The following is a 25510-nucleotide window of genomic DNA, read 5'->3' as shown; positions in this document are numbered from 1 at the left end:
AGTCCGAAGCCGATTGCGTCGCCGCTCTGATGGAGCGCTATCAGAAATTAACCTTGAAATCCTGAAATTTTATAAGAAAACGGGAATAAAATCCGAGAATATTATAATAAAACAGGATTTCATTCCTGAATTATTATAATAAAATCGGAATCAAATCCGCAAATCTTATAAAAAATATGGATTACATTCCGGAAATCTTATAAAAAATGCGGGCTGACTTGATTTATTCGGATCTTCAGGTCGGTAGTGGGCCGCAGGCCCACTACCGACCTACTTCTTCACAGGGTGCTGCGCGGCCTCCGGGCCGCGCAGCACCGGACAGAATTCCCGCCGTAATTTAGGGAAGGCAGCGCCCAAAAGAATAAAAACGGACCCTAATCCAGAAATACTATCATAAATCGGGAATCAAATCCAGAATTCTTTTCAGAAAACAGGAATCTAATCTGATAATATTATAATAAAACAAGAATTCATTCCTGAATTATTATAATAAAATCGGAATCAAATCCGCAAATCTTATAAAAAATATGGATTACATTCCGGAAATCTTATAAAAAATGCGGGCGGACACAATTTACGCTGATCTCCAGGCTGTAATTTAGAGAAGGCAACGCCCAAAAGAATAAAAACGGACCCTAATCCAGAAATACTATCATAAATCGGGAATTAAATCCTATAATCTTATAAGAAAGCTGGAATTAAATCCAAAATTCTTTTAATAATACTGGAACCAAATCCTGAAATATTATAATAAATAAGGATTGCATTCCGGAAATCTTAATGATATAATATAGCATATATAAAGAAAACCACAGGAGCTACCTCATGATTACCAGATTTCTGGAAGAGCAACTGAAGAACGTCAGCACCGACAAAGCCATTGTCCTGCTGGGAGCTCGGCAGGCCGGCAAAACGACCCTGATTGAACGTGTCTTCGGCAAAGGCGGCGATACCCTTTGGTTGAACGGAGACGATTCCGACGTCCGGGACTTGTTTGAGAACATCTCGTCCACGCGCCTCAAGGCCCTGATCGGCGAGCACAAAACCCTTGTCGTGGATGAAGCCCAGCGGATTGCCGATATCGGCCTCAAGCTGAAGCTGGTCACCGACGCCATCCCCGGCGTACGTCTTGTCGCCAGCGGCAGTTCCTCCTTCGATCTCGCGAACAAGCTCAATGAACCCTTGACCGGACGAAAGCGCGAGTTTATCCTGTATCCGATATCCTTCGGCGAAATGGTTGCCCACCACGGCCTGCTGGACGAGCTGCGACTTTTGCCCCACCGACTGGTCTTCGGATATTATCCGGAAGTTGTCAGTTGTCCCGGCGAAGAACGCGAAGCTTTGCATGAACTGTCGGAAAGCTATCTCTACAAAGACATTCTGACGCTGGAGAAAATCAAAAAGTCCGAGCGCCTGACGCGTCTGCTCAAGGCCCTCGCTTATCAAGTGGGCTCGCAGGTTTCGTTTTCTGAACTTTCCCGACTCTGCGGCCTCGACGCCAAGACCGTCGAAAAATACATCACCGTACTGGAACAGGCTTATATCATCTTCCGCTTGGCCTCCTTTTCCCGCAACCTGAGAAACGAGCTGAAGGCCAGCCGAAAAATCTATTTTTGGGACAACGGGATCCGGAACGCGGTTGTCGCCGACTTCCGCGCCGCGGAAAATCGCGACGACGTCGGGAAGCTCTGGGAGAATTTTGTGATCAGCGAGCGGCTCAAACGCAACGAATATATCCGGCGTTTCGCCAACTGTTGGTTTTGGAGGACCCAGCAACAGCAGGAAGTGGACTATATCGAAGAGCTGGACGGAGAGCTCCGGGCCTGGGAGTTCAATTGGAATCCCATGGCGAAGCTGAAACACCCGAAAGTTTTCCTCTCGGCCTATCCGGATTGTTCCTTCGAGGTGATCCACAGGGAGAATATCGCCGATTTTCTCCTCGAAAATCCATAAGCCCCGTGCACATCCGTGATTTTTCCAGCCAAAATTCACGCTTTTAAAGGGGACCCGAAAAAAAAGATTTGACAAATCGGAAAGAATACGCTATCATAGCGGGTAACAAGATCAAAGTTAAGGAGGTGAACAAATGACAATCCGGTTTACTTGGTGGTGGCAGAGCAGATTACATGACTTATCGAATAGGCAGGTAAATCAGGTTTTGCCATTGTTTGCTGTGAATTGAGGATCGTCGGATCAAAATTCCGCCGCTTCCCTTGTTATCGTTGAAGATAAAAAATAGTCGTCAAAGCCTGTTTTATGAAAAAACGGGCTTTTTTGTTCGAAAAAACCCGAACTCCGAAACGTACAAACGCGTAAACCTGATTCCCTGTCTATGAAGCGATGGACGGGGAATTTTATTTTAACCTTTAAAATCAAAAAACGGAGGAAATGAAAAATGAGAAAATTCGGCATAACGGCAGTAACGTTGGTAGTGGCAAGTCTGATCCTGAGCGCGGGGCTTCTGGCCAAATCAAAGAAAGACGACAGAATCACCGTGGGAATCACCCAAATCGTCGAGCACTTTTCTCTCGATGAATCCCGCAGGGGCGTCATTGACGGACTCAAAGAAAAGGGCTATGACGAAAGCAAAGTAAACATTCTTTACAAAAATGCCCAGGGGGACTTTCCGACATCCCAGCTGATCGCCCAGGAATTCAACGAAACGGCGGACATCATCGTAGCGGTGGCGACGCCGGCGGCTCAGGCGGCTGTCAATGTGGTAAAGACCAAACCCGTTTTCTTTACGGTCGTGGCTTACCCCGAAAGCGCTGGGGTCCTGCAGAAGAACGTGACCGGGGCCTGCAACCGGATTCCCACGGCAAAACATGTGGAACTGATCAAGGAACTGCTGCCGAAAGCAAAGAAAATCGGGATCATTTACAACAACAGCGAGAAAAATTCCGCGGAGACCATGTCGGAATTCTCCAAGAAAGCCAAGGAAGCCGGGTATGAGCTTGTGGTCCGCACCGTGACGACGACCAACGACATCGCCAGCGCCATGGATTCCATTGTCGGCGAGATTGATCTCCTGTACAGCACCAACGACAACATGATCGCCACGGCCTACCCCATCGTCATCGACAAGTGCAACGCGAAAAACATTCCGATCATCTCCGCCGTCAAGGTCTTCGTGGACCAGGGGGCCCTGGCCACCGAGTATATCGACGAATACGACGTCGGCATCGAGACCGGGCATATGATCGCCCGCTACCTTGAAGGGGAAAAGATCGAAAACATGCCCTACATCCCGGTGGAAAAATCGACGCGGTATATCAATCCCGATATTGCGAAAAAATTTGGAATTTAAAAAAACAAGGAGGATATGAAAAATGAGAAAAATACTGTTGATCATGGCAATATTGGGGCTTTGCGCGGGAACAGGCCTTTTCGCCAAAGCCGAAGAGAAAAAAATCGTGGTCGGAATTATTCAGATCGTAGAGCATCCGGCCTTGGACGAGGGACGGCAGGGCGTCATGGACGCGCTGAAATCCAAGGGTTATGACGAGAGCAAGGTGACGTTCCTCTACAAGAACGCCCAGGGAGAATTCCCCACGGCGACCCTGATCGCCCAGGAATTCAACGAAAAGGCCGACATCATCGTCCCCATCGCGACCCCTTCGGCCCAGGCCGCCGTCAACGTCATCAAGACGAAACCCATTTTCTTTTCCGTCGTGGCCTATCCCGAAAAGGCCGGCGTCCTTTTGAAAAACGTGACCGGGGCCAGCGATCGGATTCCCGTGGCCAACAACGTGAAACTGATCCAGGACCTGTTGCCGAAAGCCAAACGAATCGGGATCGTTTATCATTCGGGCGAGTCCAATTCCGCCGAGACCATGGAGCGCTTCGCGAAAATCGCCCGGGAAGCGGGCTATGACGTGAAGGCCCGGGGCATTACGACCACCAACGACATCGCCAGCGCCCTCGATTCCCTTGTGGGAGAGATCGACGTCCTCTACAGCACCGACGACAACATGATCGCGACGGCCTATCCCATCGTCGTCGACAAGTGCAACGCCAAGAATATCCCCATTATTTCCGCGGTCAAGGTGTTCCTCGACCAGGGGGCCCTGGCTACCGACTGCATCGCCGAATATGACGTGGGCTTTGAGACGGGACTCATGATCGCCCGCTACCTTGAAGGGGAAAAAATTGAGAACATCCCCTATGTGGCCGTGACGAAATCCACAAGATTTATCAATCCCGAAGTCGCCAAACGATACGGCGTGAAGAATTGAGAATGCGTAGGGGCGCGCATTGCGCGCCTGCGGAAAATCATTAAAAAAGAGGTTTGACATGCCCGGAATACATCCTTATATCGCAAATTACGAACCGAAATCCTACGCGGACCCCATGCCGGTGGATTGCCTGCTGGACTGCTCCCTCGGCGTGAACCAGAGTCCTTTTCCCGAAGCGATTCTGAAGCTTTTGGAGCTGACCCCCCAGTCCCTGATCAAGCAATACCCCCATCACGAGGGGGTCATCGGGGCCATCGTGGATATCTATGCCTCCATTGCCGCTATATCTGCTGAAAATATTTGTATCGGCAACGGATCCTACGACCTCTTGCAGGGGATCAATCTGCTGTATCTCGCGCCGGGAAAGACCGTATTCAGCTGTGTACCGCATTTTTCAGCCTATACGGACCACATCCGCTGCCTCGGAGCAAGGCATGTCCATAGGGCCCTTCGGGCCGACGAAAACTATCGGTTCGATACGGCCGGATTCATCACGGAAATGCGCAAAAGCGGGGCGGACCTCGTTTTCCTCGAAAACCCCAACAATCCCACGGGGCAGACGCTGACTTCAGCTGAGACGGCCGAAATCATAAAAGAAGCGGAGCGGATGGAGGCGGCCGTCATTGTGGACGAAGCCTACGGCGACTACATAGATCTTTCCCGCTCGGCTGTCGCCCATACGGGGCGACACAAAAACCTCTTCGTGACCCGCTCGCTCTCCAAGGGCTACGGGATGGCGGGGATCCGCTTCGGCTATTCCGCGGCGGCCCCCTACGCGACGACCCAGCTCAAAAAAATCATCACGCCTTTCAACTGCAACGCCCACGCGCGAAGGCTCGCCGAGGAAATCTTCCGGATCGGGGATTATCAGCAAGCCCTGATCGAACGTACCCGGGAAAAAAAGAAAATTTTGCTTTCTTTTCTCCGGGAAAACCCCGTGATCCGCTATGCCCATACCGATGAAAGCACGCCGGTCATGCTGCTCTACACGGAAGACTGGGCCGTCGATTTGCACAAGGTCCTTCTGGAGGCCGGGATCGCCTCGGTCAGCGGCCGGAATTTTGACGGGATCGGGCAAAACGCGGTGCGGATCATGATCCCTGAGGATACGGCGCTTCTGATGAGCCTGCTCAAAGGGGTCGCCGATAAACTCAAAGCAAACCAATCCTAACAGAAAAAATCGCGGAAAAAGGGCGTCTTCCGAACAGGGTTTTCGTCATTTCCCCCGGAAGAGCCCCTGAAAATCCGCGTTTTTCATGAAGAAAACCCGAACAGCTTCCCCTTCCGAATTGTACTCTACCAAAACCGCCCGCCGGCGTGGTATGATAAGAGCACCAATTTTATTACTTAGAAGGGGGAACATCAGAATGAAAAAAGTTTTGTCGGTTTTGTCGGTATTATTGCTGAGCGCACTCAGTCTTTCGGCCAAGGCGCCCAAGGACATCAAGATCGGAGCGACCCAGATTATTGAGCATCCGTCGCTGGACCTGTCGCGGAAAGGCTTTGAGAAGGCCCTCGCCGATCAGGGTTACGGAGACGCGCAGATTGAGTTTCAGAACGCCCAGGGCGACGTGGGGACGGCGCAACTGATTGCCAAAGGCTATGTGGACGCCAAAAAAGATTTGATTTTCACCATATCCACGCCGAGCTCCCAGGCCGCTTACAACGCCACCAAGGATATTCCCATTGTCCTGACCGCCGTGACGGATCCCATCGCTTCGGGACTCACGGGAAAAAATATCACGGGAACGCCCGATCCGCTGCCCATCGCGTCGCAGATCGCCCTTGTGAAGGCGGTATTTCCCGGACTCAAGAAAATCGGTCTCATTTACAATACCGGAGAAGCCAATTCCGTGATTTCCATCAACGAGATCAAGGATGAGGCGAAAAAAGCGGGTATCGGTTATGAGGAAGCGGGCGTCACCTCCGTCAACGAGATTGCCCCGGCGCTGGACGCGCTGCTGTCCAAAGTGGACATGATCTTCATGACAACGGATAACACGGTGGTTTCGGCCTTTGCCCTCGTTCTCGAAAAATCCAACAAAGCGGGAAAGCCCGTATTCGGTTCGACGGAAGATTCCGTGCCCAGCGGCGCTTTGATGACGGCGACCATCGATTTCTACAAGATCGGTTACCGGGCCGGCGAAATGGCCGTCGAGATCCTCAAAGGGAAGTCCCCTGCCGATATGCCCTATGAGAAACCCAAGGAAGACCTTGTCCTGGTCAACAAGAAAGTCGCGGAAAGATACAAGGTCGATCTCTCCAATCCGGCCTTCAAGAACGCCAAGATCGTGGAATAAAGACAAATTTTTGACAAACGGGTCAAAATGTGGTAATATGAAAATACAGAAAGCCGATACTGATTTGGGTACCGGCTTTTTTAAGAATTTCAGAGCCTTGGAAATGAATTCACATATTTTACATTCGGAGGTTTACATGAATGAGGAAAAGTTTACGGTAAGGGCGCTAAAAGACGGGGACAGAGCGGGCGCCGTCGCCGTGGAAGCGGCCGCCATGCCCGGTCATCGATACCTGGACGACGCCTGGGATCTTTTCACGAAAAAGAGCAAAGGAGCTTTGAGCGGGGTCTTCGCGGGGTCGGAGATCATCGGGATCGGGAAGCTGACGGTTCTCTACGGGAATTTCGGCTGGCTGGAGACGCTCCGGGTCGACCCCGAATGGCAGAGCCAAGGAGCGGGAAAAGCCCTTTACCGCAGCTGGGCCAAGGAAGCGGAGGCCCTGGGTCTCACGCAGGTCGGTATGTATACGGGCGCGACCAATGTCGTAAGCCGCCATCTGGCAGAGATTAACGGACTCCATATGGCGGGCGCTTACGGTGAATTTACGCGGGCGGTCCGGCCTCTTACGAAGGAGGAGTGTTCGGATTTCGTACAGGTCTCCCCTGCGGAAGGGGAAGCCTGCCTGAGTCCCTGTTATCCGGAAATGAAAGGGGGCTTTCTCTGCCTCAACCAGACATATTATCCCGTAGGCCCGGGACTCGGGACCTGCATGGCGGAAAACGGCTGGCTCTATACGGACGGAACGACCATGCTTGTCCTCGGGGCCCGATTTCAACCGGAGGCGGGGCTTTTCCTGCCCTTCCTGAGCGGAGACGCGGGCAAGGCCTTGACTTTTGCCGATGCTCTGGCATACCGGAGCGGCGCGGCTTTGATCCGCTCGGTCCTGAGCGAGGAGCAGACGCCTTACGGAGAAGGATTCGCGGCCACGGAGCGGAAGACCATCACATTGTGGGGAAAATTGAAAAAGGAGGATGTTTTATGAAATTCAGTCATGTCACCATACACGCCAAAGCCTTTGAAAAATCCGTCGCCTTTTACCGCGATATCGTCGGACTCCCGATTGCCCGCACCGTACCGGCCGATGCGCCTCTGGAAAAAGCGCGGATCGCCTTTATGGGGGACGGGGAGACCGTCGTGGAATTGATTCGCCAGGCCGCGCCCGCGGAACCTGTCGTTGCCGTCAATATTACCATCGGGTTTCTCGTTCCCGGGGATATCGCCGCGTGGAAGGCGGAACTTGCGGCCGGGGGCTTTGAGATCATCGAACCCGAAACGCTGCCGCCCAACGTGATCTTTTTCTATATTAAGGATCCCGACGGGGTGCTGGTGCAGTTTTACCGATACAGATGAGAAAGATTTTTGTTTTCTCTTTTTGCTTCATCTTTTCCTTGGTTTTTGCGATCCCGGCAAACGGACAAACCGGCCGACAGTCCGCGACGCCGACCGGCATGGTGTATATCCCGGGCGGCGCGTTCCTGATGGGCAGTCCGGTTACGGAAACGGGACGCAGAAACGATGAAACGGCGCATCCGGTAACGGTCAGTTCCTTTTACCTTTCCCCTTTTGAAGTGACGCAGAGAGAATACCAGGCTCTGACGGGAACAAACCCCAGCGCTTGGAAAGGGGAAAACAACCCTGTTACGCATGTCAGCTGGTTTGACGCGATACGCTTCTGCAACGCCAAAAGCCGGCGGGAGGGACTCGCCGACGCTTATGAGATTAACGGGGAAAACGTAACCTGGAACCAAAGCGCCAACGGCTATCGCCTGCCAACCGAGGCGGAATGGGAATACGCCTGCCGCGCAGGTACTGTCACGCCCTTCAATACGGGCGAAACCATTACCGCCCGTCAGGCAAACTTCAATGACAAGAGCTTCTTTGGTTCAAACACGACGGGAGAATCCGGTAAACAGACGATGCCTGTGGGAAGTTTCGCCCCCAACGCCTGGGGGCTTTACGATATGCACGGAAACGTATGGGAATGGTGCTGGGATTGGTACGGCGCATACAGCGACGAAGCACAGCGCGATCCGCAGGGCGCGTCTTCGGGCTCCGCCCGTGTCGACCGCGGAGGAGCGTGGATCGAAGTCGGGCCGCAGAATCTCCGTTCCGCCTGCCGGGATCGACACCAACCGGCGGATAAAGGACGCCGTCTGGGATTTCGGCTCGCCCGTTCCCGCTGAGGGCGGGGAAGTAAGAATAGCCCGTACAAAGGCGCCAAGGGGCGCAAAGGGCGCGGACTTAGAAGGACAAATAGAGGGGGTATCAAATGAAGAAAATTATTATTTTACTTTGTTTTGCGCTGTTCGTGTTAGATCAGAGAACCCGGGCATTCTACAGGCCAGACTCATTCAAAGCTCAACTGGAAGCACACAGGACAAACGCCGAAAGTGGCGACTTTGAATCACAGTTCACTCTGGGTCTGGTATACCTGCTTCAAGACAATTATGCGGAAGCGGGTAAATATCTAAAAATGGCGGCAAAAGCAACAAATGAAAATATGCGCGCAGTATTGGAAAACTTGAATAGCCCCGAAGATTATCGAAATCTGAAAAATAGCTTTGAAAACGATGCCGAAAGCGGAAATATCGACCTGCAAATTTTACTTGGCGTTGCATATTTCATGGGAGAAAATTTTCCCATGGCTGAGAGATATTTAAAACCGGCTGCCGATGCCGGGAATGATCAAGCGCAATTCACGCTTGGGGCAGTATATTTGCTGACGGGTGATATCGGTTCGGCGGAAAAATATTTAAAACCCAACGCAGACGCGGGCAACAGCCCTGCCCAATTGATTCTTGGGGGAGTATATGCCTCAAGAAAAGAGTACACTGCGGCGGAAAAATACTTGAAGCCACACGCTGACGCCGGAAATGCCGATGCTCAGCTGACTTTGGGAATCATGTATGAAGATCAAAAAAAATACGATTTGGCGAAACAGTACATGACATTGGCAAAAGATGCAGGACACCCGGGAGCTGAACAGGCTTTGAACGATCTTGCAATTCGTATGCTGGTAAAAACTTCAGAGGCAAGCGTTGCCGCAGAGAAATCAATAAATAATACCATCTTACGCTATGGCATGTTCGCCCTCTTTGCGGTTGTCTTTCTGATACTCCGCAATTCAAAACAAAAAAGAAAATTCAACGGGACGCATGAAGAAAACACGCAAGATTCAAGCGAAAAAGCCGATAAAAATGAACCTGAATAAGCCCGGTAATCATTGAGAGGAAATGAACTTGGCTCGTATAAGGGCGCGAAGATGCAAAAGGAATGCGAGCAAAAACACCCGTCAAAGCCAAAAATATGAAATTATTTTGACAGGTAGCACCACATGTGGTAATATATATTCAAGAAAGAAGCCGCTACAGATTGGGTATCGGCTTTTCCTGTTATTAAACAACGATGTACGCGAAAATGGAAAAGAATTGATGAAAAATGAGGAGGAGAAAATGAACATGAGCTTAAAAGGCTCCGCAGCAGAACGCTGGGAGCAAATCACCCAATATTGTAAGCGATTGGCAGAAGCGATTGATAATCAGCAAAAGGAATTGCTTAAAGTCAGCGAAGGATTAAAAATAATTATCAAACTGGCAGATAAAGAAGTTTTGCGCGAGGAATCAAATACATTAAATGGACCTGCGGAAGATAAGGGAGAAAAGAAACCTAAGCGTAAGACAGGGAAAAAAAGCAAAAAGACCCAAGAAGAACCTTCCGCCCCCAAATTATTTGACAGTCAAGGGAGCGGCGATGAAAAATAATCCTCAGTCCAGTAGCAAATTAAAATCTTTCACTACGCCCCAAAAAAAACCGGAATTGCACGAGAGTGCCGATGTTCGCGAGGTAGTTCTTGGTGAGGAACAGGCAAAAGTATACGACATTATGGAAAATACGAATCAAACGATGTATATTACCGGAAAAGCCGGCTCCGGCAAATCATTTCTTCTACAATATTTCATGCGAAACTCTAAAAAAAGAGTTGCTGCCGTTGCGCCAACTGGTGTTGCAGCATTGAATATAAACGGCCAAACCATTCATTCTTTCTTTCGGTTGAAGCTTGAAGCACAAAATCCTGATGATGCGGAGCAAACGAAACTTGGCATCAGACAACGTGCGGTCTTGCGAGCCGTCGATGCGATCGTAATTGATGAAGTGTCTATGCTGAGAGTAGATATAATTGATATGATCGATAAAAAATTGCAGCTAGCAAATGGCAATTCATTGCCATTTGGTGGAAAACAGCTGTTTTTGTTTGGCGATTTGTATCAACTTCCTCCAGTAGTGGACAGCGGCCAACTCAGTCGCTATTTGGAGGATAAATATGGAAGCATCTTTTTCTTTCGAGCGCCGGCATTTAAACGAGTGCCTTTGCTCAAAATGGAACTCAATCACATTTATCGCCAAACAGATACGGCTTTTATAGGAATTTTAAATGACGTGCGGATCGGGAAGTTGACTGCGAATTGTCTTGATGCATTAAATACGAGGTGTGTCGTGCCAAGTGACAGGCATAGGCGTTTTATAACTATTACCGCAAGAAATGATACGGCAGCCAATATCAATAACAAAAAACTGGAATCCATCGAAAGGCAAGAATATTCCTATGAGGCTGAGATTACTGGAGATATAAAACAAAGCGCTTTTCCAACTGAAAAAAAGTTACGCTTGAGAGTTGGGGCTCAGGTCATGATGTTGAAAAACGATCAAACGGATTCTACGTCCCCGGAGAAAAAAGAACAACGAAGATGGGTCAACGGCACTTTAGGCATTGTGTCAGAACTGGGACCAGATTCAGTAAAAGTAATGATTGATGGAGTTGAACACTCTATTGATAAGCAAACTTGGGAGAAAGTGCAGTATGCTTATTCTGCTAAGGACAAAGTATTAGAAAGCAGAGCAGTGGCAACATTTACGCAATATCCGATTCGTCTGGCTTGGGCAATAACGATTCACAAAGCTCAAGGGCAAACTTACCAATCCGTTATGGTTGATTTGGAAGGTGGGGCATTTGCCGCCGGTCAAACTTACGTTGCGCTGTCTCGATGTGTGGAGATGAATGGGTTGTACCTTAACCGACCAATCAGAAAAGCCGATGTGATCATAAGCCAAGAGGTACTGGAATATATGGGTGATATTTCGTGATCATTTTCACAGAAAATTCACCTCCCCCGTCCGCAAGGAGACCACATGACTCAGAGATACGAAATCAAACTATACGACACGCCGCTCCTCACCTTTTGCTTCGCGCCGGCGCAACTCAGATTCTACGTCGACGACGTCAAGCTCGTGAGCGACCAATTTTCCCTTTTTCCCATGGATCTGGACTGGACGCCGACGGGCGTCACCTCATGGCTGAAAAAGCGGACAATCCCCAGGAACCGCGAGTATGTGCGGGCGATTTTGTCGTCTCTGGGCCTCGAAAGCGACGATCTGAAGGGTATCATTGACATTTGCAAGGGACTTTCCCTGAACGACAGCTACTGGGTGGTTCCGGAGCATTTCCCCGGGAAATTCAGCGAATACAACCTTTACGAGAACAGATTTTCAGATATTCTGGCCGGCGTGGCCTACACGGGAATCAGCGCGACGGATCGCGATTTTACCACATCGCCCGAGCTCACCACAAACGGAACGCTCCCCAAAGCCTGGCGCAACCTCGCCAGCGACGGCATATACCTCTACAAAGGCGGTTCGACAACGGGCGCCCACTACGGCGACGAACCCTTCGCCGAGTTTTACGCGGCGCAAATTGCCGAAACCCTTGGCTTGAACGCCGTTTCTTATGATCTTGAAGAATGGAAGGGCATCCTTGCCTCCAAGTGCAAATTGTTTAGCGATATCGACAGGGCCTTTGTGCCCGTCGGGCGGATCGTCGATTCAGGGGATTTGCAGGACATTCTCAATTATTACGACAGACAGGAGAAGCCCGCGTTTTCAGAAGGAATACGGGATATGCTCGCCTTTGACGCCCTGATTTTCAATCCCGACAGGCATACCGGCAATTACGGCGTGCTCAGGGACAACCGGAGCGGAAAAATCCTGGCGCCCGCGCCGCTTTTTGACCACGGGCTGGCTCTGGGCAGCGCCTGCGCCGATATCGAACGGCTCGAGGCTTTCGCGAAAAGCATCCTGCCGGCCAATGAGACCCGGTCTTTTGAAAAAATTCTGGGCCCCCTGATGACCCGAAGGCAGCGGGACATGCTGAAAAAAATCGAAGGCTTCACGTTCCGGCTTCATCCGAAGTTCAACTGGCCGGAAAAAAGGCTGCGGACTCTTGAGGAGATTTTGTGGAAACGGGCGGCAGAATTTTCAAAAAAGATTTGACAAACGGAAAAAAATAGTGTATGATAAGTTAATTATTACAGAAATTGCTGTATTTTCAGGAAATTCAAGGAGAAGATCCAAATGGCTCACACATTTGCTTATTGGCGGAACGACTATTACTACTACTATTACGGTAGCAGAATTTTCGTTTGAATAATAAGCAGATGAATCAGGTTTAAGCCATCATACCGGCAACAAGAATAAAACGGATGTGAAGACCTGCTTCGAACAGGTCTTTTTTTATAAAACCACCAAACCCCTGCTTATTATTCGGCAGGGGTTTTTTCTCCCCCTTTCCGGTCCAGTGCGCATAAGACGGGAAAGCGGAAGAGACCCCAAACCCACACAAAAACGGAGGAAAAAGAAAAATGAAACGGATAAAACTCACAATTGCGGTAATCGCGGCATTGGTCTGGTGCGGCAGCGCCACATTCTCAAAAGCGCCCAAAGATATCCGGATCGGCGCGACACAAATCGTAGAACACCCGGCCCTCGACGCCTCCCGGAAAGGCTTTGAGACAGCCCTCAAAGACAAGGGCTTCGGGGAAGCCAAAATCGAATTCAGAAACGCCCAGGGCGACTTTTCCACGGCCCAACTCATCGCCCAGAGCTTCGTCGACGACAAGAAAGACCTGATCTTCACGATCTCGACGCCGAGTTCCCAGGCGGCCCTGAACGCCACCAAAGACATCCCCATCGTGATCACGGCCGTGACGGATCCCGTCAAATCGGGCCTGACCTCGAAAAATCTCACGGGAACCAGCGACCCCATGCCCATCGCGGATCAGGTCGCGTTGATCAAAGAGGCCCTCCCGGCAGTCAAGACCGTAGGCCTCATCTACAACACCAGCGAAGCCAATTCGGCGGCTTCCATCGCGGAAATCAAGCGCGAGCTCGAAAAAGCCGGACTCAAATACGAAGAAGCGGGCGTCACTTCCGTAAACGACATTGTTCCGGCGTTGACGGCGCTGTTGGGCAAGACCGACGCGCTCTATCTCACGACGGACAATCTGATCTCCTCGGCGGCGACCCTGGTCGTGGAGCTCTCCACAAAGGCCAACAAACCCGTTGTGGCAGCCGAAGAAAGCCATATGCAGTTCGGGGCCCTCATGACAAAGACCATTGATTTTTACCAAATCGGCTACCGGGCCGGAGAAATGGCGGCGGAAATCCTTCAGGGAAAGGCGGTTTCAGACATTCCCATAGAGCCCCCCAAGGAAAACCGGGTCATGGTCAACCGGAAAATGGCCGCAAAATTCAAAGTGGATCTGAACAACCCCGTCTTCAAGACGGCGGAGATCGTCGAATAAACACGAAACAAATTTCCCGCTGAAAACACCTGCGGTATCGAACAATTTTTCGGGAATTTAGATAGAAAAATGGCGTAAAACGGGGATTTTGAGAAAAGCGACAGGAACAAAAAACGAATAAAATTGTTATCTGTTCATCTCTCTCCCCGTATGCTAAAATGATTACATGCTCCAAAACGCAGGAAACTGGCGCAAATTACAAAAGTACAAGACGGAAAGAACAAGGTGGAAAAATGTTTTTCGGAACACTGGAACAGAGTTTTATCTTCGCAATCATGGTACTGGGGGTCTATATTTCCTACAAGATCCTGGATTTCCCGGACATGACCACAGACGGCAGCTTCCCCATGGGGGGATCCATCGCGGCGGCGCTCCTTGTAAAGGGCGTAAACCCGGTCCTCTCACTGTTCATCGCCATGGCGGGCGGGGCGGTCGTAGGCTTTATCACCGGGATCATCCACGTAAAGCTCAAAGTGACCAATCTCCTGGCGGGGATCATCGTCATGACAGGGCTCTACAGCGTGAATTTGCGGATCATGGGAAAATCCAACATCCCCCTCTTCGGGGTGACGCACCTCTTCAACTTTACCTCGGCGGAGAACCCCGGCGTCCTCGGGCGGCTGCTCTCGGGCATTGACCATGTGACGCTCATCGTCGTGATTCTGCTCCTCCTCCTCGTGAAACTGGCGCTGGACTTCCTGCTGAAGACGAAATTCGGCTTCGCGCTCAAGGCCCTCGGGGATAACGAAAGCCTCGTCATTTCCCTGGGACTCGACGAAAAAAAACTCAAGGTGGCGGGTCTCATGATTTCCAACTCGCTGATTGCCCTCTCGGGCGCGATCCTCGCGCAATATCAGGGGTTCGCGGACGTGGGCATGGGCTCGGGAACCATCGTGACGGGCCTGGCCTCCATCATCATCGGTGACGCCCTCTTCGGCAAACGGCGGATCGTCAGCATAACGACCATCGCCATCGTGGGGACCATGATCTACCGGGCCATCATCGCCACGGCCCTCAAGATCGGGATGAACCCCAGCGACCTGAAGTTGGTCACATCGGTCCTGGTCGTGGCCATCATCTTCCTGAAAGACAGAAAGGACGCCATCGAAAAGGGCATCCAAAACCACAGGGAACACAAAGCGGCAAAAGCCGAAAAAATGAATAAAGTAAGGGATATTCAAAGGGGGAACGCGGAATGTTAATGATCAGCGGCGTAGACAAAAAATTTCATACGGAACTGGGAACGGTCAAAGAGGTCTTCAACGAATTCAATCTCGAAATCCGCAAAGGAGATTTTCTCACGATCATCGGCAGCAACGGCGCCGGCAAGACAACGCTTTTGGACACGATCTCCGGCAACGTGGCCCCGGACCACGGGCGCATCGTCGTCAACGGCAAGGACGTAACGAACCTGCCGCGATATCAGCGCTGCGGCTTCATTTCCAAAGTATACCAGAACCCCGCCATGGGCACAGCCCCCTCCATGACCGTCTATGAAAATCTTTCGATGGCCGACAACAAAGGGAAGCGCTTCGGCCTGACCTTCGGTCTCAACAGAAAGCGGAAGGCCCATTACAAAAGACTTTTGAAAGAACTTGACCTCGGCATCGAGCAGCAGATGGACACAAACGTCGGCTCCCTCTCGGGCGGCCAGCGGCAATGTCTCGCCCTGATCATGGCGACCCTGAACAAACCCGAAGTGCTGCTTTTGGATGAGCATACGGCGGCGCTGGATCCCAAGACGTCCAAGATCATCATGGAAAAAACCAAGGAACTCGTCGAGCGGAACAACATCACGACGCTGATGATTACCCACAATCTCCAGGACGCCATCAACTACGGCAACCGGCTCATCATGCTCCACGAAGGGAAAATTCTTCTCGACATCGAAGGGGAGGAAAAAAAGAACCTGACGACGGAAAAGCTGCTGCGGATCTTCAACCGGAAGGACGCCGGCATCAAGGACAGCGAAGTTTTCTCAGCCTGAGGGAAGACCTCCTCCCGAGGGCATTCAAGAAATAAGCGTGTAGAAAGGAAACGGTTTTCGAAAAGATCGTTTCTTTTCATTTCATGGGATTTCACCGGGCTTTTCGGGAAAATTCCCTATGAAAACGCCGCCAAAAATGATATAATGAACAACAGGCGGACACAGAGGTCCGCCCCTGCGGATGTCAAAACACAGACGGGGAAGAAGCCCCGATCGGTATGGCTCTGGACGGACGGAATATTGCGAATGGAGGAAATATGGACAGCAAAGAAATCAAAAGAATCGCCAAGGAAAAAATGGGAGGGCTCTGCGCCACATGTAAAAATTGTGACGGCGTATACTGCGCGGGCCAGGTGCCCGGCATGGGCGGCGCGGGCTCCGGCCTGTCGTTTCAGCGGGCCTGGGCAAAGCTCCGGGATATCGCCCTCGTGATGCGTACCGTGCATGAGGCGACGGATCCCGTTACGGCCACAAGCCTTTTGGGCCTCGACCTTTCGTTCCCCTGTCTCGGCGCGCCGATTACCGGCACAAAGATCAACATGGGGGGCGGCGTGACCGAGGAGGAATATTGCACGGACGTCATCCTCGGGGCCATCGCCGCGGGGACCGTCAGCATGGTCGGCGACACGGGGGATCCCACCTGCTACGAGTTTGCCGTCAAAACCATACGGGAGACCGGCGGCAAGGGCATCGCCATTATCAAACCCCGCTCCAACGACGAGATCCTGAAACGGATCCGGATGGCGGAGGAAGCGGGCGCGGCCGCCGTCGGCATGGATATCGACGGCGCGGGTCTCGTGACCATGAAGCTCTTCGGCCAGCCCGTGGGCCCGAAATCCTTCGAGGACATCAAAAAACTCACGGCCTCGACGAAGTTGCCTTTTATCGTCAAAGGAATCCTGTCCGTGGACGAGGCCAGGCTCTGCGCCGACGCGGGAGCGGCGGCCATCGTGGTCTCCAATCACGGCGGTCGGGTCTTGAACAGTACGCTGGCCCCCTGCGAGGTCTTAGCGGAAATCGCGGCGGCCGTCGGGGACAGGGTGACGGTCCTTGCGGACGGCTGCGTCCGGGAAGGGACCGATATCCTGAAATATCTGGCCTTAGGCGCCAAAGGCGTGCTTGTGGGCAGACCCCTCATCTGGGGATCCCTCGGCGGCAGACAGGAAGGAGTCAAATTTACGTTTGAGACGCTGAAAAACCAGCTGACCCAGGCCATGATCCTCACGGGCGTCGCCGACGTCGGCAAGGTGGACGCCAAAATCATAAAGAGATAACATGTTTACCAACTCATCCTTGAAAAAATTATTGCTGCCTCTGATCGTCGAGCAGTTTCTGGCCCTTGGCGTTGGCCTCGCCGACATCATGATGATCGCGTCGGTGGGGGAGGAGGCCGTCTCGGGCGTCTCCCTCGTGGATACGCTCGTCATCCTGATCATGGGGATCTTTACGGCTATGGCCACGGGAGGCGCCGTGGTGGCGGCGCAATATCTGGGCTTCGGCGACAGGGCAAAGGCAAAGGTCGGCGTGAACCAGCTGGTCCTCGTCCTTTTTGTGATTTCCTCCTTTTTCTGCCTGATTTCGGTGGCCTTCAACGGGGGAATCCTCCGCCTGATCTACGGGGATCTGCATCCGAAAGTCGCCGCCAACGCCAGAATATATTTTTATATCATCGCGGCCTCCTTTCCCTTTTTGGGCCTGTACAACGCGGGAGCGGCCATATTCCGGGCGCAGGGCAACTCCAAGATCACCATGATCATTTCCTTCATCATGAATCTCGTGAATATCGCGGGCAATTACACGCTGATTTTCATTTTCCCCATGGGCGTGGCGGGGGCGGCCGTCTCATCCCTCGTCTCCCGGGGCGTGGCGGCCGTCGTAATCCTGTGGCTCGCCCGGGACGAAAAACTCCGGCTTTCCATCGACCGGCGCTTCCGGCTCGGCTACGATTTTTCCATGATCCGGAAGATCCTTTACATCGGCGTCCCCAACGGCCTTGAAAACAGCGTCTTTCAGCTGGGGAAGGTCATCGTGGCGCGGCTCATTACGTCCTTCGGCATCTCGGCCATCGCCGCCAACGGCATCTCCAGCCCTATTTCCGCCGTGCAGGTCATCCCCGGCATGGCCATCGGCGTGGGGCTCATCACGGTCGTCGGTCAGTGCGTCGGCGCGCGCAAATACAAAGAAGCGCGATTTTTCACGTTTAAGCTCATGAAAATCTGCATTCTCGTCGAGACCTGCCTCAACGTCGTCCTGATCCTCTGCATGAAGCGGATCCTGGCCCTCTGCAACCTGACTCCGGAAACCTTCGACACGGCCTTTATCTTGACGACCATGCACAGCGTCTTTGCCATGTTTCTCTGGCCCCTGTCCTTTTGCCTCCCCAACGCGCTCCGGGCCTCAAACGACGCGACGTTTACGATGAAAGTCTCCATCTCCTCAATGTTTTTGTTCCGGGTGCTGGGGAGCTTCGTGATCGGGAAATATCTGGGCTTCGGCGTCGTCGGCGTCTGGATCTCCATGATGATCGACTGGGCCTTCCGGAGCTGCTTCTTCATTCACCGGCTGTACAAACGCAAACTGGTCCCGAAAATCAGCCTGATTGAATAAAATCGGATAAAAATTTGGTTTTCGACTTGAAAAAAGACGAAAAATATGGTATCATAAAGTGTTCCCAAATGATTTCGCGAAAGCGGGGAGGAATTCCATGTTTACGAAAAACAGCGACACGGAAACGGATCAGCTGGGCGGCGGCGTAACGCGCAAGGTCTTGAGCCACAGCGAAGGACTCATGATTGTGGAGGTCGCCTTTGAGGCGGGTGGCGTCGGCGCCGACCACAGCCATCCCCATGAGCAGATCACCTATGTGGTCTCGGGAAAAGCGGCTTATCACGAAGCCGGTAAACCCGAAGTCATTATGACGGCCGGAGATTCCTACTATGTGACCCCCAACGCGGTCCACGGCATGAAGGCCCTGGAAAAGACCCTCGTGCTCGATGTTTTCACCCCGGCGCGGGAAGATTTTCTGAAAAAATAAAAAAGTAGTTGCAAAAAAAGGCAAAGTGTGATAAGATAAATACTGCTTGCGGGAATAACTCAGTTGGTAGAGTGTTACCTTGCCAAGGTAAATGTCGCGGGTCCGAGTCCCGTTTCCCGCTCCAATGAAAATAATGCCTCCCGGAGGTCGGAGCGTCAGGCGTACACCATGTACGCCTGATTTTTTGTCCTGATTTTTTTGACAAAATAAACTGTGGCAATATTGACAAACGACAATTTTTGAGGTATATACGTATTGAAAGTCTATTCTCGGATTTTTGTACTTATACAGCAGGCTCAACTTGATTTTCCGTAGACCATTTCAATCTCAAGTATTTTACAGGAGGTAAAATCAGATGAAAAAACGATGCATTTCAAGAAACATCGGTTCGGCCCTGGCCGCGTCCGCTTTGATCGCGGTTGTCGCCTGGGTAACGGCAGCGCCCGCGTCTGCGGCGCCGACACTGAAAGCTGGCGTCTATCATGAGGAAGTGAAGGGAAACGCCTTCGGCTTCAAAGTGGACGTTGAGCTCACGGAGAGCGGAATCAAGTCGGTCAAGGTCGTATCCCACAATGATACGCCCGGAATCGCGGAAGCCGCAATCGCCGTTATTCCCGACGCCATTGTGAAAAACCAGAGTATCGGCGTGGACGCCGTGGCGGGGGCCACCCTTTCGTCGGCGGCCATCCGGAGCGCCGTTCGGCAGGCCATTGTGGACGCCGGCGGAACCCCCGGGGATTTCACGAAACCCGTTGCCGTTCCCGGCCTGACCCGGAAGGAAATCACGGATCCCAACGGAACCGATCGCGGCCCGGCGGATGTTCCCGCCAAATGGGATGAGACTTATGACGTTGTGGTTGTCGGCGGCGGTTATGCCGGAATGGCGGCGTCCTACGCGGCCCAGGCAAACGGCGCCAAGACGGTTCTCATTGAAAAGATGCCCTTTGTCGGCGGAAATTCCCAGATCAACGGCGGCGTATGGGCTGCCTATACCAGCGATCTCGCGGAAAAACTCCAGAAACAGTTCAACCTCGTTCCCGACACGGCGGAAAAACACGTGGAAGATACCATGAAGGGCGGCGATATGAAGAGTACGCTGGAACTCGTCAAGAACATGGTTTACGGTTCCCCCTTCTATCTGAACCTGATGCTGAAAAACGGCCTCAAAGTCCGCGAAAGCCTGACCCGACCCGGCGGCCACTACGGTTACCGGACCTATACGCTGGAGCACGAACAAGGCTTTGACGTAATGGAAGTCCAGAAAAAACTCAATAAAGAAGTCGGCGTCACGACAAAACTCAACACAAAAGTTGTCCGGATTTATCGCGACAACGGCGGAAAAGGCAAAGTTGTCGGCGTGGCTACCTACAGTCCGGAAGGCGTAAAGACCATCAAAGCGGAAAAATACGTGATCCTGGCGACCGGCGGATTCAGCGCCAACCTCGAGTTCCGGACAAAGTACGTGCCCGAACTGACGAACGCCTATCCCACGACGAACATGCTGAGCCAGACCGGCGAAGGCATCCTGTACGCACAGGAAGTCGGCGCGGAGATCATGCAGATGGATTACATCCAGCTGTATCCCTTCGCCAACCCCAACAACGGCGTTCTGGACGTATGGGCGGTTATCCCCTTCTCGGGTCCCTCCACGGGCGTTGTGTATGTTGACTACAAGGGCGAGCGCTATGTCAATGAAGGCGAACGCCGCGACGTAAACGCGCAGGCCATGATCAATTCCGGCGGATTCCCCTGCTTCTGTATCCTTGACCAGGTAATCATTGACAAAGGCGGATTTACCAGCCAGGAAACGATCAATTCCGGTATAGAAAATGACCGGGTATTCAAGGCCGACACGCTCGAAGACCTCGCGAAAGAAATCGCCAAACGGTCTTACCGCAGTCCTTCCGGCCAGGAGGGCACCGTAAATATCGCCCCCGGCAAACTGACGGAGACCATCGAAAAGCATAACGGCTACGTGGCTGCCAAGAAAGATCCCGATTTCAACAAAGTCATCGACGACGTTATGTTGAAGATCGAAAAGGGCCCCTTCTACGCGATTCCCCAGTGGCCTTCGGTGCACCATACCATGGGCGGACTCGTCGTTGACCAGAAACTGGAAGTTTTGGATGCCGAGGGAAAGGTTATCCCCGGGCTCCTTGCGGCGGGCGAGGTAACCGGCGGCGTTCACGGGACGAACCGGCTCGGTTCCAACGCGGGACCCGACGCCAGCGTAAACGGCTACATAGCGGGATATTTCGCCGCTACCGGCGATGTTCCGGAATTCATCAAGGGAAAGTAAGGGAAAAAAGAAAAGGGGCTGCCGCAGAAGCGGCGCCCCTTTTTTTGCGCTTATTCAAAATAAAGTCTGTTAAACATTGGGATATCTCCTGAATGCGGTTTTTATAGCATATTCGAAAAAGCCAAATTGCACAACATTTTTTTCGGGCGGCCCCTGCGGGGCCGTCCGGCGCAAGCTATCAAGCGCTTCATTCGCCAAGAAAAATCTCAGATCTACAAAATAATCAGCAAAAATAAACTGTGTCAATATTGACAAACAAAAGTTTTCGGGGTATATAGGTACTGAAAACCTTTTTTCGGATTTTTGTATTTTTACGTACAGCTAAGCCGGTATTCCGTAGACGGTTCGGAAACCGATCATATTTTACAGGAGGTAATACAGATGAAGAAACGAAGCATTTCAAGGAACATCGGTTCGGCACTGGCCGCATCCGCTTTGATTGCGGTTGTCGCCTGGGTAACGGCTGCGCCCGCGCCTGCGGCGCCGAAACTGAAAGCGGGCGTTTATCATGAGGAGGTGAAGGGAAACGCCTTCGGCTTCAAAGTGGATGTGGAACTCACGGATAGCGCGATCAAATCGGTAACGGTCGTTTCCCACAATGAAACGCCGGGGATTGCTTCGACAGCCATCGCCGTGCTTCCTGAGACCATCGTGAAGAACCAGAGTATCGGCGTGGACGCCGTGGCAGGGGCAACCCTTTCGTCAGGCGCCATCCGCTACGCGGTTCGGAAGGCGATCGTGGACGCCGGCGGCAACCCCGCGGATTTCTCCAAGCCCGTTCCCGTTCCCGGCCTGACCAGGAAAGAGCTGACGGACCCCAACGGAACCGATCGCGGACCGGCGACGACCCCGGACAAATGGGATGAGACCTGGGACATCGTCGTTGTGGGCGGAGGCTACGCGGGACTTTCGGCCGCCTATGCCGCCGCGACCAACGGAGCGAAAACGGTCGTAATCGAAAAAATGCCCTTTATCGGCGGCAACTCCCAGATCAACGGCGGACAGTACGCCAGCTGGACCAGCAAAATCGCCGACAAACTCACGAAGGAACTCAATCTTCCCACGGAAACCAACACGGCCGAAAAGCACATCGAGGATACCATGACGGGCGGAGACTACCAGAGCAGGCTCGACATGGTCAAGAACATGGTTTACGGCGCGCCATTTTTCTTTGATCTCCTGATCGACAACGGACTGGAACTGCGGCCCAGCATCATCATGGCGGGCGGACACTACGGGTTCAGGACTTATGCCACGACCAACAGCCAGGGCGACAAAATCATCGAAGTTCAGGCCAAAATGATCAAAAACGCCGGCGTTGAAGTGCAGTGCAATTCGAAAATGGTCCGGATCTACCGCGAAGGAAACGAAACGGGCCGGGTTGTCGGGATAGCGGTCTATACGCCCAAAGGCATCAAGACCATCAAAGCCACAAAGGGTGTTGTACTGGCAACCGGCGGATTCAGCGCCAACGTGGCCATGCGTTCAGCCCAGTTGCCGACCCTGACCAAAGACATGCCTACGACGAATCATATCGGAGCTACGGGCGAAGGCATCGTTTACGCCAAGGAAGTCGGCGCGGACACCATGCAGATGAGCAACATCCAGCTGTACCCCTTCGCCAATCCCAATACGGGCGTTCTGGACTTGTGGGCGGTTATTCCCTTCTCGGGACCCTCTGCGGGTATCGTTTACGTGGATTATCAGGGAAAACGGTACGTGAGCGAAGGCGAGCGGCGGGACGTCAACGCCAGAGCCGCTCAGAGTTCCGGCGGATTCCCGACCTTTACGATCCTCAATCAGCAGATCGTAGATACGGGCTTTACGACAATGGATGACATCAATTCCGGTATCGAGAACGAACGGGTAATCAAGGGCGATACGCTGGAAGACCTCGCGAAGAAACTGAACGCCATGAAGTTCAGAAGTCCCGCGGGCCAGGAAGGCAATGTCAACATCGCTCCGGGCGTCCTTACGGAAACCATCGAGAAACACAACAAGTATGTGCAGGATAAAAACGATCCGGACTTCAAGAAAGTCATCACGGCAAAGGCCGTTCAAATGACGACGGGACCCTATTACGCGGTTCCCCAGTGGCCTTCGGTTCACCACACCATGGGCGGACTCATCACAACGTCGAAACTGGAAGTTCTTGACGACTTCGGAAACGTTATCCCCGGCTTCTATGCCGCGGGTGAAGTCACCGGCGGCGTTCACGGCACAAACCGGCTGGGTTCCAACGCCGACGCCGACGCCTGCGCCAACGGCTATATCGCGGGATATGTCGCCGCTACCGGCGACGTTCCGGAATTCATCAAGGGGAAGTAAGAGCTAATAAGAAAGAGTTGTCGCGAGGCGGCAACTCTTTTTTTATTGTACTCAGACCTCGCCCATGAAAATAAATAAACAAATAATGTTTGCTAAAATAAAAATAAACAAATAATATTTGCTAAATTTGCAAAAATATGCTATACTATATTCCAGGTGATCAAAATGTTGGAAGAAGAATTGATAGAATTGGCAAAGACTATTCAACTCCACAAAAGCGAAACCCGGACCATTGAGGTAAAATCCGCCCATAAGGACTGCCCCAAGCGGCTTTATGATACCTTGTCCTCTTTTTCCAATCAGGACAGCGGAGGAACGATCGTTTTTGGCTTGGATGAATCCAAAAATTTTGCGGCGGTTGGGGTTTACGACGGGCAGAATTTGCAAAAAAAAGTGACGGAGCAATGCACGCAAATGGAGCCTCAGGTCAGGGGAATATTTACTATCGCCCGGTTTCAAGACGTTTCTATTTGTTCCGTGGAAATCCCCCCTTTGGATATTACGGAGCGCCCTTGCTACTATAAAGGCCTCGGGAAAAGCAAAGGATCATATATTCGGGTAGGCGAGGCCGATATGCCCATGACCGAATACGAAGTTTACAATTATGAATCTTACAAAAAACACCGCCACGACGACGAAAGGATCATCGACAGGGCCGATTTTACCTTTATGGAACAGGAACTGCTCAATCGTTATGTCTATGAGATGAAAAAAGACCGCCCGATGTTTGCGAAACTTGCCAAGGACCACATATATGAGCTGCTCGGAATTACAAGAGACGGAAAGCCTACTTTGGCAGCGATTCTGTGCTTCAATTTGTATCCGCAGCAGTATTTTCGTCAGTTGGGGATAACGGCAATTGTCATACCGGGATACGAGATCGGCGATGTAGGCAGCAGGCGGGAGCGTTTTCTCGATAACAAGCGCATCGAAGGGACTATCGGAGAAATGGTGGAAGGCGCGGTCGCCTTTTGTAGAAGAAACATGAAAGTGGCTGTGATTATTGATCCCGATACGGGTTTGCGCCATGACAAGCCGGAATACCCCATCGAAGCCATTCGAGAGATTATATTGAACGCTTTGATTCATCGGGATTACAGTCCCCACTCCGAAGGGATTCCGGTTCAGATCAATTTTTTTGCGGACAGATTGGAAGTCCACAATCCCGGAACGCTCTACGGAAGAATTTCCGTGGAGCAACTGGGGATCGCCCGGCCGGATCTCAGAAACCCGACGCTTGCCGGGATGGCGGAAGTTTTGACCGGGACGGAAAACCGCTATTCGGGTATTCCTACAATCCGCAACGCCATGAGGGAAGCGGGGCTGCCTCCTCCGGTCTTTGAAAACCGGCGCAACGAATTTGTCGTGACTCTGTATAACGGCGCCGGAAAATATGGGAAAGAACCTCAAAAGACTCCTTCCGAACTCGGAGAGGCCGACGTAAAATTTTACTTAAGCAAAGAAGACATGATCCTTGATTTTTGCGTTACGCCCAGGACCCGGCGGGAGATTGCGGATATCCTTCAAATGGGGACGATATTTTATGTCACGAAACACTATATCAATCCCCTGGTGGCTGCGGGGAAGCTGGCGCTCACAATTCCGGACAAGCCGAAGAGCAAACTGCAGAAGTACTATACAAAATCGTAAAGGACGGGCTTACCCGTCCTGTTTTCACATAAAAGCCATCCTT

Annotated in this window: 22 protein-coding genes and 1 tRNA gene; 22 read left to right on the top strand and 1 reads right to left on the bottom strand. The window is 52.0% G+C overall.

Translation table 11 applies throughout. The features are described from left to right. Positions 1-825: 825 nt before the first annotated feature. From LBQ97_09890 to LBQ97_09835, 12 genes are all read left to right on the top strand, one after another. The gene (locus LBQ97_09890) at positions 826-1953 is read left to right on the top strand and encodes an ATP-binding protein (GenBank protein ID MDR1833015.1); all 1128 of its coding nucleotides are present in this window, start codon (positions 826-828) and stop codon (positions 1951-1953) included. A gap of 442 nt (positions 1954-2395) precedes the next feature. Then, complete coding sequence (locus LBQ97_09885; protein ID MDR1833014.1) at positions 2396-3307, top strand: ABC transporter substrate-binding protein; 912 nt, start codon at positions 2396-2398, stop codon at positions 3305-3307. Between the two features lie 22 nt (positions 3308-3329). Then, positions 3330-4235 (top strand): ABC transporter substrate-binding protein, encoded by a 906-nt coding sequence (locus LBQ97_09880; protein MDR1833013.1) that lies wholly within the window; start codon positions 3330-3332, stop codon positions 4233-4235. A 58-nt stretch (positions 4236-4293) separates the two neighbouring features. After that, positions 4294-5406, top strand: a complete 1113-nt coding sequence (locus tag LBQ97_09875; GenBank protein ID MDR1833012.1) for an aminotransferase class I/II-fold pyridoxal phosphate-dependent enzyme — start codon at positions 4294-4296, stop codon at positions 5404-5406. A 196-nt stretch (positions 5407-5602) separates the two neighbouring features. Beyond that, on the top strand, positions 5603-6535 hold the full coding sequence (locus LBQ97_09870; GenBank protein MDR1833011.1) for an ABC transporter substrate-binding protein: 933 nt from the start codon (positions 5603-5605) through the stop codon (positions 6533-6535). Between the two features lie 136 nt (positions 6536-6671). Further along, a complete protein-coding gene (locus LBQ97_09865; protein MDR1833010.1) occupies positions 6672-7517 on the top strand; it encodes a GNAT family N-acetyltransferase in 846 nt (281 codons plus the stop codon). After that, a complete protein-coding gene (locus tag LBQ97_09860) occupies positions 7514-7885 on the top strand; it encodes a VOC family protein (protein ID MDR1833009.1) in 372 nt (123 codons plus the stop codon). The genes LBQ97_09865 and LBQ97_09860 overlap by 4 nt, the downstream gene beginning before the upstream one ends. Positions 7886-7923: 38 nt before the next feature. After that, the gene (locus LBQ97_09855; GenBank protein MDR1833008.1) at positions 7924-8718 is read left to right on the top strand and encodes a formylglycine-generating enzyme family protein; all 795 of its coding nucleotides are present in this window, start codon (positions 7924-7926) and stop codon (positions 8716-8718) included. A gap of 86 nt (positions 8719-8804) precedes the next feature. Continuing rightward, positions 8805-9746, top strand: a complete 942-nt coding sequence (locus LBQ97_09850) for a sel1 repeat family protein (GenBank protein MDR1833007.1) — start codon at positions 8805-8807, stop codon at positions 9744-9746. Positions 9747-9987: 241 nt separating this feature from the next. Further along, entirely contained in the window at positions 9988-10296 is a 309-nt protein-coding gene (locus LBQ97_09845; protein ID MDR1833006.1) for a hypothetical protein, read from the top strand. Next, complete coding sequence (locus LBQ97_09840) at positions 10286-11677, top strand: AAA family ATPase (GenBank protein MDR1833005.1); 1392 nt, start codon at positions 10286-10288, stop codon at positions 11675-11677. Before LBQ97_09845 ends, LBQ97_09840 begins: the two co-directional genes overlap by 11 nt. A gap of 45 nt (positions 11678-11722) precedes the next feature. Continuing rightward, a complete protein-coding gene (locus LBQ97_09835) occupies positions 11723-12859 on the top strand; it encodes a hypothetical protein (GenBank protein ID MDR1833004.1) in 1137 nt (378 codons plus the stop codon). 175 nt (positions 12860-13034) lie between these two features. Here the strand turns inward: LBQ97_09835 and LBQ97_09830 are convergent, their stop codons facing one another. Further along, complete coding sequence (locus LBQ97_09830) at positions 13035-13247, bottom strand: hypothetical protein (GenBank protein ID MDR1833003.1); 213 nt, start codon at positions 13245-13247, stop codon at positions 13035-13037. Here LBQ97_09830 and LBQ97_09825 point away from each other — a divergent pair. The 10 genes from LBQ97_09825 (at position 13228) to LBQ97_09780 (ending at position 25467) form a co-directional block, all read left to right on the top strand. Beyond that, complete coding sequence (locus LBQ97_09825; protein MDR1833002.1) at positions 13228-14169, top strand: ABC transporter substrate-binding protein; 942 nt, start codon at positions 13228-13230, stop codon at positions 14167-14169. The two genes, LBQ97_09830 and LBQ97_09825, sit on opposite strands and share 20 nt — an antisense overlap. A 233-nt stretch (positions 14170-14402) precedes the next feature. Beyond that, positions 14403-15371, top strand: coding sequence for an ABC transporter permease (locus LBQ97_09820; protein ID MDR1833001.1), 969 nt, complete (start codon positions 14403-14405; stop codon positions 15369-15371). After that, on the top strand, positions 15365-16156 hold the full coding sequence (locus tag LBQ97_09815) for an ATP-binding cassette domain-containing protein (GenBank protein MDR1833000.1): 792 nt from the start codon (positions 15365-15367) through the stop codon (positions 16154-16156). Before LBQ97_09820 ends, LBQ97_09815 begins: the two co-directional genes overlap by 7 nt. Positions 16157-16413: 257 nt before the next feature. Then, positions 16414-17430, top strand: a complete 1017-nt coding sequence (locus LBQ97_09810) for an alpha-hydroxy-acid oxidizing protein (protein MDR1832999.1) — start codon at positions 16414-16416, stop codon at positions 17428-17430. Between the two features lie 19 nt (positions 17431-17449). Next, positions 17450-18763: an MATE family efflux transporter gene (locus LBQ97_09805; GenBank protein MDR1832998.1), complete on the top strand. Its 1314-nt coding sequence runs from the start codon at positions 17450-17452 to the stop codon at positions 18761-18763. Between the two features lie 97 nt (positions 18764-18860). Further along, positions 18861-19190 carry a cupin domain-containing protein gene (locus LBQ97_09800; protein ID MDR1832997.1) on the top strand — a complete coding sequence of 110 codons (330 nt, stop codon included), beginning with the start codon at positions 18861-18863 and terminating at the stop codon, positions 19188-19190. A gap of 48 nt (positions 19191-19238) precedes the next feature. Continuing rightward, positions 19239-19314, top strand: a tRNA-Gly gene (locus LBQ97_09795). A 231-nt stretch (positions 19315-19545) separates the two neighbouring features. Then, entirely contained in the window at positions 19546-21489 is a 1944-nt protein-coding gene (locus LBQ97_09790; protein MDR1832996.1) for a flavocytochrome c, read from the top strand. A 381-nt stretch (positions 21490-21870) separates the two neighbouring features. Beyond that, the gene (locus LBQ97_09785; protein MDR1832995.1) at positions 21871-23817 is read left to right on the top strand and encodes a flavocytochrome c; all 1947 of its coding nucleotides are present in this window, start codon (positions 21871-21873) and stop codon (positions 23815-23817) included. A gap of 165 nt (positions 23818-23982) precedes the next feature. Further along, entirely contained in the window at positions 23983-25467 is a 1485-nt protein-coding gene (locus LBQ97_09780) for a putative DNA binding domain-containing protein (protein ID MDR1832994.1), read from the top strand. The last annotated feature ends 43 nt before the right edge of the window (positions 25468-25510 follow it).

It is taken from the genome of Fusobacteriaceae bacterium (assembly GCA_031272775.1).
Lineage (GTDB): Bacteria > Fusobacteriota > Fusobacteriia > Fusobacteriales > Fusobacteriaceae > JAISST01.
This window is presented reverse-complemented; position numbering and strand designations above follow the sequence as displayed.

What these genes read in the sequence shown, in the direction of transcription:
- LBQ97_09810 (MDR1832999.1), top strand. Translation starts at nt 16,414, where the DNA reads ATGGACAGCAAAGAAATCAAAAGAATCGCCAAGGAAAAAATGGGAGGG.
- LBQ97_09885 (MDR1833014.1), top strand. Translation starts at nt 2,396, where the DNA reads ATGAGAAAATTCGGCATAACGGCAGTAACGTTGGTAGTGGCAAGTCTG.
- LBQ97_09880 (MDR1833013.1), top strand. Translation starts at nt 3,330, where the DNA reads ATGAGAAAAATACTGTTGATCATGGCAATATTGGGGCTTTGCGCGGGA.
- LBQ97_09800 (MDR1832997.1), top strand. Translation starts at nt 18,861, where the DNA reads ATGTTTACGAAAAACAGCGACACGGAAACGGATCAGCTGGGCGGCGGC.
- LBQ97_09790 (MDR1832996.1), top strand. Translation starts at nt 19,546, where the DNA reads ATGAAAAAACGATGCATTTCAAGAAACATCGGTTCGGCCCTGGCCGCG.
- LBQ97_09875 (MDR1833012.1), top strand. Translation starts at nt 4,294, where the DNA reads ATGCCCGGAATACATCCTTATATCGCAAATTACGAACCGAAATCCTAC.
- LBQ97_09860 (MDR1833009.1), top strand. Translation starts at nt 7,514, where the DNA reads ATGAAATTCAGTCATGTCACCATACACGCCAAAGCCTTTGAAAAATCC.
- LBQ97_09815 (MDR1833000.1), top strand. Translation starts at nt 15,365, where the DNA reads ATGTTAATGATCAGCGGCGTAGACAAAAAATTTCATACGGAACTGGGA.
- LBQ97_09785 (MDR1832995.1), top strand. Translation starts at nt 21,871, where the DNA reads ATGAAGAAACGAAGCATTTCAAGGAACATCGGTTCGGCACTGGCCGCA.
- LBQ97_09845 (MDR1833006.1), top strand. Translation starts at nt 9,988, where the DNA reads ATGAACATGAGCTTAAAAGGCTCCGCAGCAGAACGCTGGGAGCAAATC.
- LBQ97_09780 (MDR1832994.1), top strand. Translation starts at nt 23,983, where the DNA reads ATGTTGGAAGAAGAATTGATAGAATTGGCAAAGACTATTCAACTCCAC.
- LBQ97_09840 (MDR1833005.1), top strand. Translation starts at nt 10,286, where the DNA reads ATGAAAAATAATCCTCAGTCCAGTAGCAAATTAAAATCTTTCACTACG.
- LBQ97_09820 (MDR1833001.1), top strand. Translation starts at nt 14,403, where the DNA reads ATGTTTTTCGGAACACTGGAACAGAGTTTTATCTTCGCAATCATGGTA.
- LBQ97_09850 (MDR1833007.1), top strand. Translation starts at nt 8,805, where the DNA reads ATGAAGAAAATTATTATTTTACTTTGTTTTGCGCTGTTCGTGTTAGAT.
- LBQ97_09865 (MDR1833010.1), top strand. Translation starts at nt 6,672, where the DNA reads ATGAATGAGGAAAAGTTTACGGTAAGGGCGCTAAAAGACGGGGACAGA.
- LBQ97_09890 (MDR1833015.1), top strand. Translation starts at nt 826, where the DNA reads ATGATTACCAGATTTCTGGAAGAGCAACTGAAGAACGTCAGCACCGAC.
- LBQ97_09835 (MDR1833004.1), top strand. Translation starts at nt 11,723, where the DNA reads ATGACTCAGAGATACGAAATCAAACTATACGACACGCCGCTCCTCACC.
- LBQ97_09825 (MDR1833002.1), top strand. Translation starts at nt 13,228, where the DNA reads ATGAAACGGATAAAACTCACAATTGCGGTAATCGCGGCATTGGTCTGG.
- LBQ97_09870 (MDR1833011.1), top strand. Translation starts at nt 5,603, where the DNA reads ATGAAAAAAGTTTTGTCGGTTTTGTCGGTATTATTGCTGAGCGCACTC.